Annotated in this window: 16 protein-coding genes and 1 tRNA gene; 9 read left to right on the plus strand and 8 right to left on the minus strand. The window is 65.1% G+C overall.

Annotated elements, in window-relative coordinates; translation table 11 throughout:
• Nucleotides 1-876 (plus strand): carotenoid oxygenase family protein (locus tag KBY72_RS06630; RefSeq protein WP_254993294.1); only part of this gene is annotated, 876 nt, incomplete at its 5' end.
• Here KBY72_RS06630 and rdgB read toward each other — a convergent pair.
• Both rdgB and KBY72_RS06640 read right to left on the minus strand, forming a co-directional pair.
• Nucleotides 877-1,485, minus strand: coding sequence for an RdgB/HAM1 family non-canonical purine NTP pyrophosphatase (gene rdgB, locus KBY72_RS06635; RefSeq protein WP_254932100.1), 609 nt, complete (start codon nucleotides 1,483-1,485; stop codon nucleotides 877-879).
• A gap of 4 nt (nucleotides 1,486-1,489) precedes the next feature.
• Entirely contained in the window at nucleotides 1,490-2,959 is a 1,470-nt protein-coding gene (locus KBY72_RS06640) for a phosphoglucomutase/phosphomannomutase family protein (RefSeq protein WP_254960373.1), read from the minus strand.
• A 141-nt stretch (nucleotides 2,960-3,100) separates the two neighbouring features.
• On the opposite strand from KBY72_RS06640, the gene KBY72_RS06645 reads away from it, so the two are divergent.
• A complete protein-coding gene (locus KBY72_RS06645) occupies nucleotides 3,101-4,531 on the plus strand; it encodes a TM0106 family RecB-like putative nuclease (RefSeq protein WP_254932098.1) in 1,431 nt (476 codons plus the stop codon).
• Nucleotides 4,532-4,563: 32 nt separating this feature from the next.
• Here the strand turns inward: KBY72_RS06645 and KBY72_RS06650 are convergent, their stop codons facing one another.
• Complete coding sequence (locus tag KBY72_RS06650) at nucleotides 4,564-5,505, minus strand: YgfZ/GcvT domain-containing protein (protein WP_254932097.1); 942 nt, start codon at nucleotides 5,503-5,505, stop codon at nucleotides 4,564-4,566.
• Entirely contained in the window at nucleotides 5,502-6,059 is a 558-nt protein-coding gene (gene pyrE / locus KBY72_RS06655; protein ID WP_254932104.1) for an orotate phosphoribosyltransferase, read from the minus strand. The genes KBY72_RS06650 and pyrE overlap by 4 nt, the downstream gene beginning before the upstream one ends.
• A 260-nt stretch (nucleotides 6,060-6,319) precedes the next feature.
• Between pyrE and KBY72_RS06660 the strand changes: the two genes are divergently transcribed.
• The 4 genes from KBY72_RS06660 to KBY72_RS06675 all read left to right on the plus strand — a co-directional run bounded on the left by KBY72_RS06660 (nucleotide 6,320) and on the right by KBY72_RS06675 (nucleotide 9,290).
• Nucleotides 6,320-6,757, plus strand: a complete 438-nt coding sequence (locus KBY72_RS06660) for an Occludin/ELL family protein (protein WP_315859528.1) — start codon at nucleotides 6,320-6,322, stop codon at nucleotides 6,755-6,757.
• A gap of 12 nt (nucleotides 6,758-6,769) precedes the next feature.
• Nucleotides 6,770-6,842, plus strand: a tRNA-Ile gene (locus KBY72_RS06665).
• 92 nt (nucleotides 6,843-6,934) lie between these two features.
• Nucleotides 6,935-8,242 carry a hemolysin family protein gene (locus KBY72_RS06670; protein ID WP_254960413.1) on the plus strand — a complete coding sequence of 436 codons (1,308 nt, stop codon included), beginning with the start codon at nucleotides 6,935-6,937 and terminating at the stop codon, nucleotides 8,240-8,242.
• 55 nt (nucleotides 8,243-8,297) lie between these two features.
• A complete protein-coding gene (locus KBY72_RS06675; RefSeq protein ID WP_254960374.1) occupies nucleotides 8,298-9,290 on the plus strand; it encodes a Gfo/Idh/MocA family protein in 993 nt (330 codons plus the stop codon).
• On the opposite strand, the gene KBY72_RS06680 is transcribed toward KBY72_RS06675, so the two are convergent.
• Nucleotides 9,287-12,574, minus strand: a complete 3,288-nt coding sequence (locus tag KBY72_RS06680; RefSeq protein WP_254960375.1) for a glycoside hydrolase family 15 protein — start codon at nucleotides 12,572-12,574, stop codon at nucleotides 9,287-9,289. The genes KBY72_RS06675 and KBY72_RS06680 overlap by 4 nt on opposite strands.
• A gap of 59 nt (nucleotides 12,575-12,633) precedes the next feature.
• On the opposite strand from KBY72_RS06680, the gene KBY72_RS06685 reads away from it, so the two are divergent.
• Complete coding sequence (locus KBY72_RS06685) at nucleotides 12,634-13,359, plus strand: WecB/TagA/CpsF family glycosyltransferase (RefSeq protein WP_254960376.1); 726 nt, start codon at nucleotides 12,634-12,636, stop codon at nucleotides 13,357-13,359.
• Nucleotides 13,360-13,367: 8 nt separating this feature from the next.
• Here the strand turns inward: KBY72_RS06685 and KBY72_RS06690 are convergent, their stop codons facing one another.
• Together KBY72_RS06690 and tgt are read right to left on the minus strand one after the other, a co-directional pair.
• On the minus strand, nucleotides 13,368-13,511 hold the full coding sequence (locus KBY72_RS06690; protein WP_106632264.1) for a photosystem II reaction center protein K: 144 nt from the start codon (nucleotides 13,509-13,511) through the stop codon (nucleotides 13,368-13,370).
• A 29-nt stretch (nucleotides 13,512-13,540) separates the two neighbouring features.
• The gene (gene tgt / locus KBY72_RS06695; RefSeq protein WP_254960416.1) at nucleotides 13,541-14,674 is read right to left on the minus strand and encodes a tRNA guanosine(34) transglycosylase Tgt; all 1,134 of its coding nucleotides are present in this window, start codon (nucleotides 14,672-14,674) and stop codon (nucleotides 13,541-13,543) included.
• Between the two features lie 49 nt (nucleotides 14,675-14,723).
• On the opposite strand from tgt, the gene KBY72_RS06700 reads away from it, so the two are divergent.
• Nucleotides 14,724-15,503 carry an adenosylcobinamide-GDP ribazoletransferase gene (locus KBY72_RS06700; protein ID WP_254960377.1) on the plus strand — a complete coding sequence of 260 codons (780 nt, stop codon included), beginning with the start codon at nucleotides 14,724-14,726 and terminating at the stop codon, nucleotides 15,501-15,503.
• Here the strand turns inward: KBY72_RS06700 and KBY72_RS06705 are convergent.
• Nucleotides 15,460-16,596, minus strand: coding sequence for a sensor histidine kinase (locus tag KBY72_RS06705; protein ID WP_254960378.1), 1,137 nt, complete (start codon nucleotides 16,594-16,596; stop codon nucleotides 15,460-15,462). The two genes, KBY72_RS06700 and KBY72_RS06705, sit on opposite strands and share 44 nt — an antisense overlap.
• A gap of 431 nt (nucleotides 16,597-17,027) precedes the next feature.
• On the opposite strand from KBY72_RS06705, the gene KBY72_RS06710 reads away from it, so the two are divergent.
• Nucleotides 17,028-17,399, plus strand: a complete 372-nt coding sequence (locus KBY72_RS06710) for a DUF3155 domain-containing protein (protein ID WP_106632267.1) — start codon at nucleotides 17,028-17,030, stop codon at nucleotides 17,397-17,399.
• Nucleotides 17,400-17,423: the final 24 nt, after the last annotated feature.

A 17,423-nucleotide genomic window follows, 5' to 3' on the forward strand; every position in this document is an offset into this window, starting at 1 on the left:
GATCTGGTGGCTGACAGTCGCCACAGCTTCAAGGGTTTTGCCTTCCTGCATGATTTTGCGATCACACCCAGCTGGGCTGTGTTTCTGCAGAACGCTGTGGCGTTTAACCCCCTGCCGTTTGTGCTCGGGCAGAAGGGGGCGGCCCAATGCCTGGCTTCCAAGCCCGGAGAGGCCGGCCAGTTTTGGTTGGTGCCTCGCCAGCCGGGTCATCACGCTGGCGCCCGCCCGCTGCTGCTTCCTGCTCCTGAAGGCTTTGTCTTCCACCACCTCAATGCCTTTGAGGATCCGGCCACGGGCGAGGTGGTGGTGGATTCGATTTATTACGACGATTTCCCTTCGATTGGCCCGGAGGTTGACTACCGCGAAATCGATTTCGACTCGATACCTGAGGGGCAGTTGCGCCGTTGCCGGATAGACCCCCGCAGCGGCACGGTGCGGAGCGAGTGGCTGGAGCAGCGCTGCTGTGAGTTCGCCATGGTTAATCCGGCAAAGCATGGCCTAAACGCGCGCTTCGCCTGGATGGCGGTAGCGCAGCGGGAGCGGGGTAATGATCCGCTCCAGGCGATTGAGAAGCTCGACTTGCAGACCGGCGAACGCCTGGTTTGGAGTGCGGCCCCCCGCGGTTTTGTCACCGAACCGGTGATGGTGCCCCGCCTAACTGGTGATTCACCAGAAGACAACTCTGCCGAAGACAGTGCTGCAGAAGACAGTCCCGCAGAAGATAGTGGCTGGGTGTTGGTGCCGGTTTGGAACGGGGCTCGCTGCGCTACGGATCTGGTGATCCTCAACGCTGCCGATATGACAGAGCAAGCCGTGCTCGAGCTTCCCCTCGCCATTCCCTATGGGCTGCACGGCAGTTGGTCTGCAACTGCCTGATCAGCTGCCCAGCAGGGAGCCCAGCTGGGGTTCCAGCTGGGCAAAAGCCCGGCCCCTGTGGCCGATCTCGCTTTTGAGGCCTTTGTCCATCTCGGCGTAGGTGAGCCCCGTGTGCGGCACAAAAAACACGGGGTCGTAGCCGAAGCCCCCACTACCCCGCTGCGTTGGCAGGATCAGGCCGGCGCAGCGGCCCTCCACCTCCAGCCGCACGCTGCCGCTCGGATCGGCCACCGCCAGGGCGGCGCTGAACTCGGCGCTGCGGTCGGTAGCGCCCTCCAGTTCTTGCAGCAGCCTGGCGATACGGGCTGCGTCGCTGCTTGCGTAGCGGGCTGAGTGCACGCCTGGCGCGCCGCCTAAGGCATGCACACTCAGCCCTGAGTCATCGGCCAGGGCCCAGCAGCCGGTGGCGCTGGACACGGCCACCGCTTTGAGGCGCGCGTTCTCGGCAAAGGTGCTGCCGGTTTCCTCCACCTCCAAGCAATCGGGCTGGGCCTCAATTGCCAGGTTGAGTCCGGCCAGCAGGTGCTGGAACTCGCGCACCTTGCCGGCATTGCCGCTGGCGATCACCAGCTTGGTGACGGGTGAGCAGACCATATCTGTTGTGTGCATGGCGTCAGACCGATTCCGCCAGCTGGCGGGCCCAGCCCAGCACCTCAGCCACCCGGGCTTCGCTGGGAGCTTCGCAGTAGAGCCGCAGCAGCGGCTCGGTGCCGGAGAAGCGCAGCATCAGCCAGTGGCTGGGGCCCAGGCGCAGCTTCACCCCATCGGTGGTGATCACCTCCAGCACGGGGCTGCCGGCCACCTCGCTGGGCGGTGCTGCGGCCAGCTTTGCTTCGAGCCGCTCGCGGGCTGCCATGTCTGGCAGGCGTAGGTCGAGTCGGTCGTAGGCGGCGGCCCCACCGCAGCGCTGCTGCAGGGCATCGATTCGCTCCCCCAGGGGCAGGCCTCCCTCCACCAGCGCTTCGATCAGCAGCAGGGCTGCAAAGGGCGCATCCCGCTCTGGCAGATGCATGCCGAAGCCCACGCCGCCTGATTCTTCGCCGCCTACCAGCACCTCGCCGCTCAGCATCTCTGCCGCGATGTATTTGAAGCCCACGGGCTTTTCCAGCACCTGGCGCTCCAGGCCTTCTGCCACAAGTTGCATTAGGTCGGAGCCGCTTACGGTTTTGATTACGCAGCCCGGCAGCTGGCGGGCCCGGGCCAGGTGGTCGATGAATAGGGGCATCAGCAGCTGGGTGCTGCAAAAGCGGCCGCGCTCATCCACGGCGGCGATGCGGTCGCCGTCGCCGTCAAACACGATCCCCATGGCGGGCCGGCCAGCTGCGGTGCTGGCGGTTACGGCCGTGATCAATTCCTGCAGGTAAGGGGCCAGGGGCTCGGGAGGGTTGCCGCCAAATAGGGGGTCCCGGTTTGCCCGAATTTCGCGGATGACGCCACTGGATCTGGCCCCATCGCCCAGCAGGGCCGGCAGCACACCGGCTGCTGAGCCGTGCATTGGATCGACAATCACCGTGAGCCCCAGGCGCTCTAGGCCTGCCGCCAGGGCCGCAGTGTTCACCTTGGTCTGCAGGCCCGCCACGTAGGTGCCCAGGGCATCGAAGCGTTGGGGGTCGCCCGGGATCGGCACGGTGATGCCACCGGCTTCCAGGCGGGTTTCAACTCGGCGGGTGAAGTCACCTTCCACCGAGCCGCCGAACGGTCCCTTGATTTTCAAGCCGAGCCACTCCGGCGGGTTGTGGCTGGCGGTGATCACCAGGGCGCCCAGGGCCTGGCGCTGCACCACGGCCCAGCTGCTGGCAGGGGTGGGTGTGGCTGTGGCCGAAAGCAGGGGCTCGAGGCCGCAACCTCTAACGGCGCTGCAGATCGCCTCAGCTAGTTCGGGCGCCAGAAAGCGGCGGTCGTAGCCGATCACCACCTCGCGGCTTTTCAGGCCTTCGGGGGCGGAGTGGGCCAGCTCCCGGGCTGCAGCGGCAGCTACCGGCAGCAGTCGATCCAGGGTGATGTCCACGCCGAGGATGCCGCGCCAGCCATCGGTGCCGAAGGCGATCGGGCTGGCCTCCAGGGGCAGGGGGGCTGAGGCCATGGGGGGTGGGGCATGCCGAGCTGGGGCAATTCTGCGGTGCCGGCGGCGCTCCAGCCCTAGCGTCGGGGTCTGTGGACGCCAGCATTGACTTCCCGGCCCCAAATTGAATGTTCAGGGCCCGAGCCGGCTCTCACTGATCGCTTGCTGCGCAGTTGGCTGCGATGCAGGCGCCGCGCCTGGCTGGATCGCTTTGGGGTTGCCAGCGAGCGGCAGTGGAATGCCCACCGGGCTCTGGCCTTGAGCGACCAGCTGCGCAGCTTTCAGACCCTGCTGCCCCAGCGGCCGGGCCACGGCGAGGCGGCCTGCGCCGCAGGGGCGGCTGGGGTGGTGGGCTTGCGGCTGCGGGGGGCTGGTCCCCAGGGAGTGCGATTGGAATCCCATCCCTCCCTGCTGGAGCGCATCGCTGGCCAAAGCCGTTGGGGCGCCTATGCATACCGGCCGGTATTGGCTCGCCAGGGGCGACGGCTAACCCGCGAAGCTCGGGTGGTGCTGGCGCTTTGGGGGCGCCTGTTGGCGGAGCACCAGCAGGCACCAGTGCCCCATGGTCTGGTGGTGGCCGGTGAAGGCAGGTTCCTGCAGCGGGAGCGCCTGGCATTGGCTAGCGGCCTGCAGCACCAGCTCGATGAGAGCCTGCAGCGTCTCGCCGCTGATCTTGCCCAGTCCACGCCACCGCCCTTGGTGAGCGATCGCAAAAAGTGCACCCTGTGCAGCTGGCGAGGCGTCTGCGATAAGGAGGCCGCCGCCATGGGGCATCTCAGCGAGGTGAGTGGCATCGGCGGTAAGCGCCGCGAGATGTTGCTGGAGCAGGGGGTCACCAGCCTGCCGGACCTGGCTGCCCGCGATCCAGAGCTGTTGGCCGAGGCCCTAGCCGCCTACGGAGAGCAGCACCGCGAGATTGCCGCTGAGTTGGTGGCCCAGGCCCGGGTGCAGGCCTCTGGCCTGCCGCAGCGCCTTGGCCGTGGGCCGGTCTTGCCCGAGTTGGCAGCAGCACCTGGTGTGTTGCTCTACGACATCGAATCCGATCCCGATGCCCGCGATGATTTCCTGCACGGCTTTGTGGTGCTGGAGAGCGACGGGGCGGGGGGCTGGCTAGAGCAGTCCGCCCGCTACCAGCCCCTGCTGGCCTTGCAGGAGCATGGTGAGCAGCGCCTCTGGCAGCGATTGCAGCGTTTGCTTGCCCGCTATCCCGATTGGCCGGTGTTGCATTACGGCGAAACCGAGGTGATTGGCCTGGTGCGCCTGGCCCAGCGCCAGGGGGCCAGTGAGGCTGAGCTGGCCCGGTTGCGGGGCAGGATGTTGGATGTGCACGCCCGGCTGCGGCGCCACTGGCGCCTGCCGGTGAGCAGCTACGGGCTCAAGACGGTGGCCGGCTGGCTGGGCTTTGCCTGGAGCCAGAAAGGGGTAGATGGGGCCCGCTGCCTGCTTTGGTGGCGCCAGTGGCGTCAATGGCACCGCCAAGGCGGTAGCCGGGGCCAGGCCAGTCGCTATCAGTTGCAGCGGATATTTCTCTACAACCGCGATGACAGCCTGGCCACCTGGGCAGTGGTGCGCTGGCTACTGGCTCAGCCCTAACGCTTCAGGACTTCAGATTCAGGACTGAAGATTCAGGATTTACGGCCGGCACCGACCGGTGGATCAACGCAGGCTGGCGGGCGAGATAGCTCCAGCAGCGCGCCATCGGGATCGGGGCCGGCGCGCAGGCAGGTTTGTTGAAGCGACTGGCGGCGCACCAGGGCTAGGCCAATCCAGAGGCCATCTTCCAGGGCCAGGCTGGAGGTGATCAGACCCGCCCGGGGGCTGCTGGGCTCGCCGCCCGTCAAGACTGTGCCTGGCTCTCCAGGATCCTGGGTTCCGCGCCAGAACCAGCGCCGCAGCTGTTGTTTAACGCCGTCGTAGGTGGCGAGTTTGGCCAGGGTTTCCTGGCCCACGTAGCAGCCCTTGCTGAGGCTCACCCGGTCGGCAAGCCCTACTTCGAAGGGGTTGGTGTCGTCGTTGATCTCACCTGGGGCCTCCGGCACCCCCTGCTGGATGCGCCAACGCTGCTGCTCCCTGGCCGGCAGGGGCGCTCGATCGGCTAGCCAGGCGGGCAGCTCGGCGTTTGTCAGCAGGACCAACTGGCGGCCCAGCAACCAACCGCTGCCATCTTCTAGAGAAATCCAGCTCCCATCAGCAACCTGGGGCAGGGCGTCGCAGCCATCCCCAAGCGGCGTGATCAAACGCACCGGAGTTACCGGACCCAGTTGCACTCGATCGGCGGGGAACAGCACCCGCTCAAGGGCCTGCCAAAGGGCGGTGCCATCAGCGCCGCGCAGCAGCAGCCAGGCCCCATCCCTATCCACCAACACCTCAGCGAGGGCTCGCAGACGACCGGTGGCGGTGGTGCAACAGCTGGGTATCCAGCTGCCGGGCTGCTGGCCTTCGATTGCCGAGCTGGTTTGGCCGTGTAGAAATCTGCCCGAATCTGGGCCATCCAGGCGGATCAGGTAGCCCGCTTGTTCGGTTCGAGACGGGCCGCTGGGCTGCCAGCCCCAGGGATCGGAGCTCATGAGTTGGCCAGGTCCGCGGCGGTGGCAGCCACCTCGTCCAGCAGAAACAGGCTGCGCAGCTCGAGCCCGGCAGCCGTCATCGCCTCGACGCCCCCCTCCTGGCGATCCACGATTGTCACTACCCGGTTCACTGTGTAGCCAGCCTCACGCAGCTGCTGCACGGCCATTAGGGAAGATCCGCCTGTGGTGACTACGTCTTCAAGCACGGTGATGGTGCTTCCCGGTTCAGGCAGCGGCCCCTCCAGCCAGGCACCGGTGCCGTGGCCCTTGGCCTCTTTGCGCACGATCAGAGCATTGAGCTCCCGGCCCACCAAGGCAGCCATCATTGCCACCGCGCTCACCAGGGGATCTGCCCCCAGGGTGAGGCCGGCCACCGCCCGCGCTTCCGCTTCCACCTGCTCGAGCATTAGGGCGCCGAGCAGGGCCAAGCCGCTACCACTGAGGCTGACTGGCTTGCAATTGACGTAGTGGTGGCTGCTGCGCCCGGAGGCCAAGGTGAAGTTGCCGTGGCGGTAGGCCTGGGAGGCGAGCAGGGGAAGCAGGGCCAGGCGCATCTCTGCGGGGCTGGCAGTGAATAACGGGGCAGCCAGGGAAACGGTCGACAAGATCTGGTGCATTCTCGATTGGTTGATTAGTTTGCGACCATCACGACAGGATCAGCCCTGGGCTGATGGGATCAATGGCTTACGGCACCAACTTAAGGTTCACTTTGGGTTTGGCCGTAGGCGCACTTTCTTTGGTAGGAGCCTGGTCTTTGGTAGGAGCCTTGGTCTCGACCCCTGCAGCGGCGGGCCCAGTGGTTTGTACCACGACCTTGGAGGCCCCAAACAGCGGTGGGCAGGCACTCAATGGGGGAGCTGCCGGACCCGTTGAAGTTACCCGCTGTGGCGTCGTGCAGACCACGCCCCAGCTGATGGAGCAACGCTTTTTCAGCTACACGGCACCCTTTGCTCGCGGCGTGAGCCTCACCAATCAAATCACCGATCTATTTGGCATCGCCATGGGTGGTGGTGATGGCACCAAGGTGATGGGCTTCGGCTTCCCCGATCAAACGATCATCTGGGATGGCACGGCAGTGGAAAATACTTATCAAGTGTTACTTCAGCAGCAGAGTGATCCCATGCCCTGGCGTACGGGGGATGTGTCAAACGGCTATTCCGGCAGCCTGGGATCCGCTGGCTCCCAGCCTGATGGCCCAAGCTGGCAGGATGGCGGTGCCAGCTACAGCGCTCCGGTGCGCGGCCTCTGGTAGCACTGCTGGCGAGGGGGTCTAGCAATCTGGTGAATGCAGCGAACTCATAATTCGCCTTAGCCGAGTTCGATCCTCGGGACCCCCATTTCACCTTGGTTCAATCAACCCCTGCGGTCTGATTGCCCAGCAACCCCTATCGTCAGGGCACTGAGGGCTCTCCTGGCGGAGCTTCCTGTGATTCAAGTCCTGGCGCTGGCCATTTTGCTGGCTCTGCTGGCTTTTTTTGCCGCTGGGGAATTCGCCCTGATTCGCCTGCGGCCTAGCCGGGTGCAGCAACTGCAGGAGGCGGGTGAGCCCGGTGCCCAAGCCGTTGCCAAGCTGCAGCATCGGCTCCGGCGAGTGCTGGTGGCTACCCAGCTGGGTACGGCGCTCGCTTTGGTGGCATTGGGCTGGGCCGGTCGCGGCTTGGCTGAACAGCTCGGCATGGCTATGGCCGCCAAAAGTGGTGGTGGAGCCATTCCCCAGGTTTGGCTTGATGCCGGTTTATTTCTTGTACTGGTTTTGCTTGCCACCGTGCTGGGCGGCTTACTACCCAAGGCCTGGGTGTTGCATCGTCCCGAAAGCTCGGCTCTGCGACTGGCGCCGTTGCTGGCTGCGGTGAGTCGCAATCTGGCCCCCTTGCTTTCCCTGATTGAGCGTTGCAGCGGTGTGCTGCTGCACCTGCTGGGCTTACCCCGTAACTGGGATGAGCTGGTGCCTGCCCTGTCGGCTGGCGAGCTTGAAACTTTGATCGAAACCGGCAACGTCACCGGTCTGATGCCCGACGAACGCAACATTTTGGAGGGAGTCTTTTCGCTGAGGGACACCCTGGTGCGGGAGGTGATGGTGCCCCGATCCGGCATGGTCACCCTGCCCCTGGATGTGAGTTTTGCCGAGCTGATGCGCGAGGTTCATGACACCGCCCACGCCCGCTTCCCGGTGATCGGCAGCTCCCTCGACGACGTGCGTGGCGTGCTTGACCTGCGGCGTCTTGCTGATCCCATTGCCAGGGGCATGCTCAGTGCCGACACTCCCCTTGCTCCCTACATCACCCCCGTGGCGCTGGTGCAGGAGAGCACTTCCCTGGCGGAGCTCCTGCCCCTGATTCGCAGTGGTCAGCCCCTGCTGGTGGTGGTTGATGAGCATGGTGGTACGGAGGGGCTGGTCACGGTGGCCGACCTCACCAGCGAGATTGTCGGAGAGGAAGAAGATTCCCTTGAGGCGGCCCAGGATCTGCAGAAACTCGGCGAAGGCTGCTGGTCGGTGGCAGGGGACCTGGAAATCTTCGAACTCAACAGGCAGCTGGCGCTGCAGTTGCCTGAGGCGGAAGGTCATCACACGCTTGCTGGCTTCCTGCTTGAGCGCTTGCAGCACATTCCCTCGGCAGGTGAAGGTTTGCGCTGGAAGGGCCACCAATTTCGGGTGCTGGCCATGGATGGCCCGCGCATTGAGCGAGTACAGATCGAGCGTCCAGTCGTCGAACCGGAGCGCACCGAGGGCGGCTGATCAGCGGTCTGGGCCCCCGTACCCCCGATAATGCCGACAGTTGAGAGCCCCTGCCTTGAACCCTGTGCGCGTGGGTGTCATCGGCATCGGCAACATGGGTTGGCACCACGCCCGGGTGCTGAGCCTGATCAAAGAGGCCGAACTGGTGGGGGTGGCTGATCCAGATGGGAGCCGCGGACAGCTAGCTACCGAGCAATTCGGTTGCCGCTGGTTCCCCTCCTACGAGGAAATGTTGCCCGAGGTGGACGCTGTTTGTATCGCCGTGCCCACCCTGCTTCACCACCGGGTCGGTTTGGCCTGCCTGATGGCCGGGGTGCACGTGCTGATCGAGAAGCCGATCGCGGCCAGTCAGGAGGAGGCGGTTGAGTTGATCCATGCGGCTGAGCATGCTGGTCGTCTGCTGCAGGTGGGCCATATCGAGCGCTTCAATCCCGCCTTCCGGGAATTGGTCAAGGTTGTGGCTAATGAGGAGGTGGTAGTGCTTGAAGCGCGCCGTCACAGTCCCAACCCAGACCGCGCTAATGACGTGTCGGTGGTGCTCGACCTGATGATTCACGACATTGACCTTGTGCTGGAGCTGGCTGGGGCTCCGGTGATTCGCCTGGCGGCGGCCGGTGGTCGCAGTGCTGAAGGGCCAATCGACTACGTCAACGCCACCCTGGCCTTTGCTAACGGTGTGGTTGCCAGCCTGACGGCCAGCAAGATGGCCCATCGCAAGATTCGCAGCCTTAGTGCCCACTGCCGCGGCAGCTTGGTAGAGACGGATTTTCTTAATCGCACCTTGCACATTCATCGCCGCGCTCACGAGACGGTGAGCGCAGATCACGGCGAGCTGGTTTACCGATCCGATGGAGTAATTGAAGAGGTCAGTACCACCTCCATTGAGCCCCTATACGCCGAACTAGAGCATTTCCTCCAGTGCGTGCGGGGTGTTGAGACCCCGGCGGTGGATGGCTTGCAGGCTTCCCGGGCTTTGCAGCTGGCCGACCTGATTGAGCAGTGCGTCGAGCGGCCAAATCTCTGCATGAGCCTGGAGGCGCCGATCTAGGTCGTCGAAGTTGCCCTTGCTGCTGGGGTTATGTCTGGGCTAGTGAGCTGGCGCAGAGCTGCCAGCTGCCAGCGGCGGCAATCAGCGGGCGAAGCCAGATAAAATTGATCCCAGGCGTCTGCCTTATGCAGACCGTATTGGGATTCAGGAATATCCGGGTGGCGTTGCTGCCAGCCCACCCGCACGGCGTGACCGATCACCACGTCTAACACCAGGTCGTCGTCAAATACCACCTCGGGATTAGCACCCATAAAGGTGATCAAGGTGAGCAGGGTCTCCGTGCATAGCTGGCGATAGTCCGGCGCTTCGATTTTGCTGAGCAGGTGATCGACAAGGGCGGCGAAATTACGTTCGCCAGGTGTCTTTTCACTCAATAGGGGACCGCTGTCCAGTCGGTTGCGCTTCTCCAGCTTGTCGCCGATGACGATGCCGTGGCAGTGGTGCAGTAGATCCCAGATGCCGGGATAGAAATCGCGGGGTACGCGCCCTAGGGCCCCGAGGCGCAGCCGGTGTTGCAGCCAGCAGCCGCCCTTGGGTAGCTCTGCCAGGGGATCGGGAACGTCCCAACGCACCCGGCCGCTCACATGCAGTTGCTCCTGGCGCTGCAGGGAGGCTTTGGCATGTTCCAGGTCGGCCAGCACGGTCCGCAGCCGGCGCTGGATGGCGTGGGGGGGCTGATCGCAAAGGGCCTCGAAGGCGTCGATGGGGTTGAGCCCGGCTTCGCTGGCCAGTTCGCCGGTGAGCAACAGCAGCAACTGGCCCAGTTGCAGGGTGAGGCTGCCGCTCAGCAGGGCCGGCTCGTGGCGGGCCAGGCTGTCGAGGGCAAGTAGCAATTCCTGCTGCAGCATCCATTCACGGCCGTCTTCGCCGCTGAAGCGACGGATCATGGCGGCGATGCTGGCGCTGCCCTGGGGCTCGCTGATGCGCGAATCGCTGGTGTAATTGCGTCCTACCACCACCTGCTTCTGGCGCACCAGCAGGTCGGTGAGGGCATCTTCCAGCTGGGGATGGACCAGGTCCAGGGCGCCAGCCACCCGCCGCACCACGTTCCAGTCGGCTTCGGCCAGGGCGCGGCGGTAGACCTCCTCCAACAGGTCATGCAGGCGTACTGGTTGGCTGCCGGCCGGTCCCTGCAGCCGGGAGTCGGGCCCTAGGCGCCGCACCAGTTGCTCCAGCACCTCGCCCTGCTCTTCCAGGGAGGAGCTGCGCCAGAGCCGATCGGCGAGTTCGCCAATGCTGATGTCCTCGCGTTCGAGTTCTTGCTCCTCCTTGGCGCTAAGGGGGGTCTGGCTGGTGCCAGCCCGCAACGGGGTGGGTATGGGTGCAGGCGGCAGAAGCACGGCCCCCGGCGCTTGGTCGGGCAGCTCCACCCAGCTGCCCTGGTCGATGAGTTCTGCCAGCGGGGCCAGCTGCACGGGGACGCCGTCCAGCTGGCCTGCCTGCAACTGCTGCCCCAGCCTTAGGAAGGCATCTGGGTTGGACTGGAAGGCACCCTCGGCGATCGGTAGCAGCAGCAGCGGCGAGCCGCTTCCGCGCCAGTGGCGCTGCAACAGGCGCAGTTCGGCGGTCACGGCGTCCACGAGCTGCTCAGGATCGTCTGCCAGGTAGAAGGTGTCTTCCTCCAGCACGGCTGGGAAAAACGCAAAACAGCTGGTTCCCTGCCGGTAAAGGCGAGCCGTAGCCATGGTTTCCATCCGGACGGGTGGATGGCCGCTGAGGCCGAGGGCGGGGTTTGCACCTACCTGGGCCATCCGCATCGCCAGCTCCTGGGAGCCGCCGATGCGGATCCCCGGATTGGTACTGCTGGGGCCTGTGGTGCAGCTGGGGCCATGGGCTAGGGGCAGTCCAGCTGCCTCCAGGCTGGCTGCGATAGCCGCGTTAGCTGGCACCAGCGCCACCAGCACCCGGTCGGCGCCAAGAGTGCTGGGCCGGCGTCGCCCGGTTGGATCGAGATCTTCTGGACTTATTAATCCGGCAAGCAACAGGTCTGAGAGCCAGGTGAGGCTTTGGGTCCACAGCAAGGGCACGTTGGGGTTTGCCAGCCGGCGCTGGCTACCGGGCTGGTGTCGTTCGGCTGCTATGGCTGCTTCGGGAACCAGGTAGAGCTCGGGGAGCAGGGCGCCCTCCGCTTGCTCCAGGCTCACTTCATGGAGGCGCTGGCGCCATTGGCGGGCCTCCTCCCAGCGCTCTTCGCAGCAGGCCGTGATTAGTTCATAAGCCCAAAACAGGGGCCATTCGCATTCGATGTGCTCAAACTCCGCCAGTTCCTCCCGTTCGTAGTGCAGGCGGGTGTGGTCTTCGACCACGGTTTGGTGGCCATCGCGGCGGAAGCGTTTATATCCGTAGGCCCCACCCAGCTCGGCGCGAATCTTGGCGCGGGTGCGCCGCCGCAGCTCTGGGTCGTCCACGGCCCAGGCGGGATAGCCGATCACCGCTAGGCAGGCGCTGTCAACCTCCTTGCTCGCTGATTCCCGCGGCAGCAGGGCGTCTAGAGCCCGGCGCAGCCTCACGATGGCGTCGTGGGGGATCACCAGACAGCTGCGGCCATCACCGTGGGGTCCGTAGAGATCGAGTCCCTCCAGGGACTCCAGAGCGGCCTTGACCAGGCCAATCGAGCTGGCGTTGCGCTCTGGGAGGCCGTGGTTGCCTTTGTCGCCCCTTTCCCAAATGCCGTAGTCGGCTACGCGGTACGCACGGGCCACGTAGTACACCAGGTTTTGCACGAAGTCGCGCTCGTGGCTGCTTTGCACCACCACCAGGCCTGAGCGGGTCAGCTGGGCGAGTTGGAGCAGAAACAGCGCCGTGGCATCGAGTTGCAGATGCCCCCAGCCGTCATCGGCTACTACAGCAGCGCCGGTGGCCGTGTCGAACTTGGCGTGGATGGCATGCAGGCGATGCAGGCTGTGCTTGAAGCGCTCCACCTTCGGGGCCTGGCGCAGCATGGCGTTGAGCAGGCCGCGCATCAGTTGCAGCACCCTCGCTTCAAGCTCGTATACGCGGCGACTGGCCCCCCGCAGGCGGCGATGGGCCAGGGCAAGTCCCCAGACGCATTGGATTGAATAAACGCAGTCGCGCACCCAGGCGTCTGCGTAGTTGCCGTGCACGGTATGGGCGGTGCTGGCTGGCAGCAGTCCCGTAATCGGGTGTTGGCGGCTCAACACCACCCGATCAATTTGACTATCCAGGTCTTGCAGCAGGACCCAGGCCTGAGCCGGATCCAAGGCGGCTGAAACGGCGGGTTCCGGCTGATGGGCCGGATTGTTCAGTGGCAGGGATTGCGCCATGGATGTCCCTATGCCAGTGGTAGGCCAGCCATATATTCTCCACCCCCACCTCACCCCTGATGGCATCAACAACAACTGAACCACTGCGCACCAGGGTTCTGGGGGTGCCGGTGAGCGTGTGTCCAGATGTGTTTGCAGCGGCCTTGGCCCTGCGGCAGCGGAGTGGTGGGCAGATCGTCACCCTGAATGCTGAGATGACGATGGCCGCTAAGGCCAATCCAGCCTTGGGGGCTGCCATCGCCGCGGCGGCCCTGGTGATTCCAGATGGTGCCGGCGTGGTTTGGGCCCTAGCCCGCCAGGGCTACCGGGTGCGGCGCAGTCCTGGGATTGAGCTGGCCCGTGATTTGCTCACTCACGCGGCTTCCCATGGCTGGAGGGTGGCTTTGGTGGGGGCCTCACCGCAGGTGATGGAGCAGCTCACCGCGCGCTTGCGCCAGGAGCTTCCCGGGCTAAAGCTGGTGCTCCACGCCCATGGCTACCAACCGGCTGAAGCCTGGCCAGGCTTGGAGCAGCAGCTGCTGGCGGCTCGGCCCGACCTGGTGCTGGCGGCCCTAGGCGTACCCCGCCAGGAAACCTGGATTCAGCAGCTGCCTGGGCGCAGTGGCGGCCTCTGGATGGGCGTGGGCGGCAGCTTTGACGTTTGGGCTGGGGTCAAAAAAAGAGCCCCCGCTTGGATGGGAGCCCTGCAGATCGAATGGTTGTACCGGCTGATTCAGGAGCCCAGTCGCTGGCGCCGCATGCTCTCTCTACCCAAATTTGCCTGGGAGGTGCTCAGGCAGGGCTGAGGCCGGATTCAGCGAAAGCCGACGGATGCCTGCCACACGAAGGCAAGCAGCAGAAAGAACAGGGGAATGATCGGCAGGATGTCGACCAGTGGTCCGAAGGCTTGGTAGGCCTCGGGGAGTTGGGCCAGGGTTTGCAGGGCGTAGGTAGCCATCCCGGAATTCACTGAGCTAGTGGCGGACGCTACCACGTGTGGGCGGCTGGGGAGTCCGGTTCCCAGGGAGCGAAATCCTCTGCAAAACAGCCGTCCCGGATGGCCTGCCCCATGGCGGTGGAGAAGCGCACCAACTGGGTGATGTTGTGCAAGCTCAACAAAATCTTGCCCAGCAGCTCCTCGCTCTTGATTAGGTGGTGCAGGTAGGCCCTGCTGTGCTGGCGGCAGGCTGGGCAGGGGCAGCTGGCATCCATGGGGGTGTGGTCGTGGCGGAAACGGGAGTTCTTGAGGTTCCAGCGTTCGCCACCCACCAAGGCCGCGCCATGGCGGCCGAGGCGGGTGGGAATCACGCAATCAAACAGGTCGAAGCCGTTGGCCACGGCGATGGCCATTTCCCGCAGGGTGCCTATGCCCATTAGGTAGTGGGGTACGGCACCAGGCAGCAGCGGCCCCAGCTGGCGCACGATCCGATGCATTTCCTCGGGGGGCTCGCCCACGCTCACGCCGCCCACGGCTATCCCGGGTAGGCCCATGGAGGCCACCACCTGGGCCGACTCCTGGCGCAGGTGGGGGAAGCAGCCCCCTTGGACGATGCCAAACAGGGCCTGGTCGGCCTTGGTGTGGCTGGTGATGCAGCGCTCCAGCCAGCTGTGGGTGCGGCGGCAGGCGGCGGCTACGTCTGCCTCACTGGCGGGATAGGGGGGGCACTGGTCGAAGGCCATGGCCACATCGGCCCCCAGGGCCATCTGGATCGCCATCGAGCGCTCGGGGGTGAGTTCGATGCGGGCGCCGTCGCGCGGTGAGCGGAACACCACGCCGTGGTCGTCGATGGTGTTGATGTCGCCGAGGCTGAAAACCTGGAAGCCGCCGGAATCGGTGAGCATCGGCCCGTCCCAACCCATGAATCGGTGTAGACCACCGGCATCCGCCACGATCTGCTCGCCGGGCTGCAGGTGTAGGTGATAAGTGTTGGAGAGCACCATCTGGGCGCCAGTGTCCCGCAGTTGGGACGCCGTAACCCCTTTCACCGTTGCCAGGGTGCCCACGGGCATGAACCGCGGTGTGGTGACATCGCCATGGGGGGTGTGAAAGCAGCCGCAGCGGGCCCGGGTGCGGCTGCACTGGGCCGTGATGTCGAAGGAGAAAGCTGGTGGGAAGCTGATTGCGCCGAACAGGTGCTGTCCCGACGCTAGGTGTCGCTTGCTAGAGCCCGTGCCGAAGTCTTTTTCTGGGGCGATTCCCGGCTGGTTGGGCGATCTGGCCGGTGCCTGGGTGTTTTATTCCGTGCTGCCTGCCTGGCCAGGAGTGCCGCCGCGCTTTGAGCGCATAGCCCGCTTCGCGCCCCTGATCGGCCTGGTACTGGGCGGGCTGCAGGGCCTTTTCTGGTGGCTTGCCGCTGGCTGGTTGCCCCTTGGAGCCCAGGTGGCCTTGGTGCTGGCGCTCGGGTTGGTGCTCACCGGTGGCTTGCACGTTGATGGCGCAATGGATACGGCCGATGGCTTGGGCGCCGGCCCTAGGGCCTTGGAGGCGATGGCAGATAGCCGGGTGGGCGCATCGGGGGTGCAGGCCCTGGTGGTGGTGCTGCTGCTCAAGGCAGCAGCCCTGCTTTGCCTAGGGGCCGCTGCCCCGATGGCCATGCTCTGGGCAGCTTTCTGGGGCCGGGTGTCACCCCTTTTGGCCATGCAGTGGTTTCCATATTTGAGGCAGCAGGGCAGTGCTGCTTTTCACCGGCAGCACTGGCGGGGTCTGGCCGCGGAACTGGTGCCGGCCCTGCTGGTGTTCGCCCTGGCCCTGGGGCTAGCGGCCTGGACCCGCTGGCCCTGGCCCCAGGGGGTGGGTTTGCTGCCAGCGGTTCTCGTGCCCCTATGGCTCGGCCGCCGTCTCGGCGGCCATAGCGGCGATAGCTACGGAGCCTGTGTCGAATGGACAGAAGCTCTGGCTCTGCTGCTCATGGCCCTGCTGCTGGGCTTGGGGCCGCGGCTGGCAGCCTGAGGCAAAAGGCGTTGCCCCGCTCGGGCAGTTGCTGGGCAACGGCTGCCGGCGGCAACACCAGGTTGAGCTCGCCACCGAGGCTGCGGGCCAGATCCCTGGCCAGGGCCAGTCCCAGCCCCGTCCCCGGCCGCCTCTGCCCCTGCCGCCCCCGGAAACCCTGTTCAAAGATGGCATGGCGCTCGTTTTCGGCGATCGGCTCGCCGCCATCCCACACTGTCAGTTGCCAGTCCCCTGACGCCAGGGCTTGGCAGTCCAGGCCGATGGCCGTGCCGCTGGGGCTGTACAGGAAGGCGTTGTTCAGCAGGTTGGCCAAAATTTCAGCCACGGCACCACTGTCCCCGTGCCAGTTGGGCAAGCAGGATGGCGGATGCCAGGGGCGGCCCTGCAGAGAGGCCGTGGCAGCAGCCCGCTGCACCAAGGGCTGAAGCCAGTCGAGCAGGGGTTGGCCCTCGGGCCCCACCAGCCCGGGGGGAAGTAGCAGGGGTGGCGCCGCCTCGCCGCTTACGGCGGCTTGTTCGTGGCGGCCCAGCTGGCTGAGGGCATCCACGTAGCGGTTGAGCTGGCGCTCTTCCGCCAGCAAGCCTTCCACCAGCGGTCGGTTCTGCTGGTCCTGTTCGAGGCGCCGCAGCAGTAGTTGGCCGAAGGTGCGCAGCGCGGCGAGAGGGTTGCGCAGCTGGTGCAACAGCAGGCTCATTTCGGCTTGCTGTTGCTCGAGGGTCTGCTGCAACTGCTGTTGTTCCAGATCAAGGCAGAGCGCTTCGGTAAGACACAGGGCGACAGCCTGGAGCCGCTGCCCCAGGCTGTCTGGCCAGGGCACCACGCTGGTTTCCACCTGGATCGCGCCCAGCAGCACCCTTTGATGGCGCAGCGGCAGCCAGCGCCGCTCCTCCGCTGGCAGGCTCAGCGGACTGCCGGCTTCGACCGCAGGCAGGGCTCGGCCATCACTCGGCCATTGACCGATTGGTACCAGGATGGGGGCGTTGGCTTCACCGGGCTGGGTGACGTAAACCACTAGGGAGCTGAGGTCGCTGCGATCAGCGAACTGGGCTAGCTGGAAGCGCAGTAGGGCGAGAAAGCGGTTGGAGACTTGCATCTGCTGCCCTCAGCCCTGGCCCTCTTCCAATAAGTTTGGATAAGGCGTGGGAAAACCAGAAAAAAGTCTTAAGATGAGCGGTATCGACCAATACGGCGCGGTCCGCAAGCGGGCAGCTGCTCGTCGTCGTGACGCCCTCACCCTCTATTGCCCATTTAGGCAATTCAGGCTACAGCAGTAACAGATCCAACTTTCGCCGATCTTGCTTCCTGTTGTTCTGCACCCCGAATGGGCGGGGTGTGGCGTCGCTGACCCCTGGGCCTGCTGACTCTCTCGGACAACAGAACGTTTGGGCGTCGCCCCGCTCTCCAAATTTTGGGGGGTGCGGGTGGGCTGAGTCACGGACGCTGCGCATGTCTTGCGCTCCCACTGTCCGTTCCCCCTCCGGTTTCTTTTCCTTCTCCTAATTCCTCCTTCTCGGGAGCAGTTCAATGTCCAAAAAGCGCAAGCGGATTAGCCGTCGCCGGCTCGCAGGCCAGCGGGTGCTGGCGCATGTCCCCACCTTTAATCTCGAGACCGGCTCCCACAAGCCGGTCACGGCAGCACGCCGCTTCATTGCTGAGGAGCTGTTGGTGCCCCCAGCAATTCTCAACGTGCGCCGCAACGAGCACACCACTGATCGCTTCTTCTGGGGCGAAAAGGGCCTGTTCAGCGCCCAATACGCCGAGGAAAACCATTTCCTGTTTCCCTCACTGCGCACGATCGTCGACCGCATCGGTGAGGAGGTGCTTTTCGAAGGCATCGAAGCCCTCGCCGCCGACGACTGGGAAGAAATGGAGGAGTACGAATACGCCTTCGTCTGAGCTTGGCTTTGCCCTGGCGGAACT

The organism is Cyanobium sp. BA5m-21 (assembly GCF_024346235.1).
Classification (GTDB): domain Bacteria; phylum Cyanobacteriota; class Cyanobacteriia; order PCC-6307; family Cyanobiaceae; genus Cyanobium_A; species Cyanobium_A usitatum.

Coding starts and splice junctions, on each gene's coding strand:
- KBY72_RS06690 (WP_106632264.1), bottom strand. CDS start 13,511: ATGGCTACCTACGCCCTGCAAACCCTGGCCCAACTCCCCGAGGCCTAC.
- KBY72_RS06650 (WP_254932097.1), bottom strand. CDS start 5,505: ATGAGCTCCGATCCCTGGGGCTGGCAGCCCAGCGGCCCGTCTCGAACC.
- KBY72_RS06680 (WP_254960375.1), bottom strand. CDS start 12,574: ATGGCGCAATCCCTGCCACTGAACAATCCGGCCCATCAGCCGGAACCC.
- rdgB (WP_254932100.1), bottom strand. CDS start 1,485: ATGCACACAACAGATATGGTCTGCTCACCCGTCACCAAGCTGGTGATC.
- KBY72_RS06705 (WP_254960378.1), bottom strand. CDS start 16,596: ATGCAAGTCTCCAACCGCTTTCTCGCCCTACTGCGCTTCCAGCTAGCC.
- KBY72_RS06640 (WP_254960373.1), bottom strand. CDS start 2,959: ATGGCCTCAGCCCCCCTGCCCCTGGAGGCCAGCCCGATCGCCTTCGGC.
- KBY72_RS06685 (WP_254960376.1), top strand. CDS start 12,634: ATGGCATCAACAACAACTGAACCACTGCGCACCAGGGTTCTGGGGGTG.
- pyrE (WP_254932104.1), bottom strand. CDS start 6,059: ATGCGCCTGGCCCTGCTTCCCCTGCTCGCCTCCCAGGCCTACCGCCAC.
- KBY72_RS06710 (WP_106632267.1), top strand. CDS start 17,028: ATGTCCAAAAAGCGCAAGCGGATTAGCCGTCGCCGGCTCGCAGGCCAG.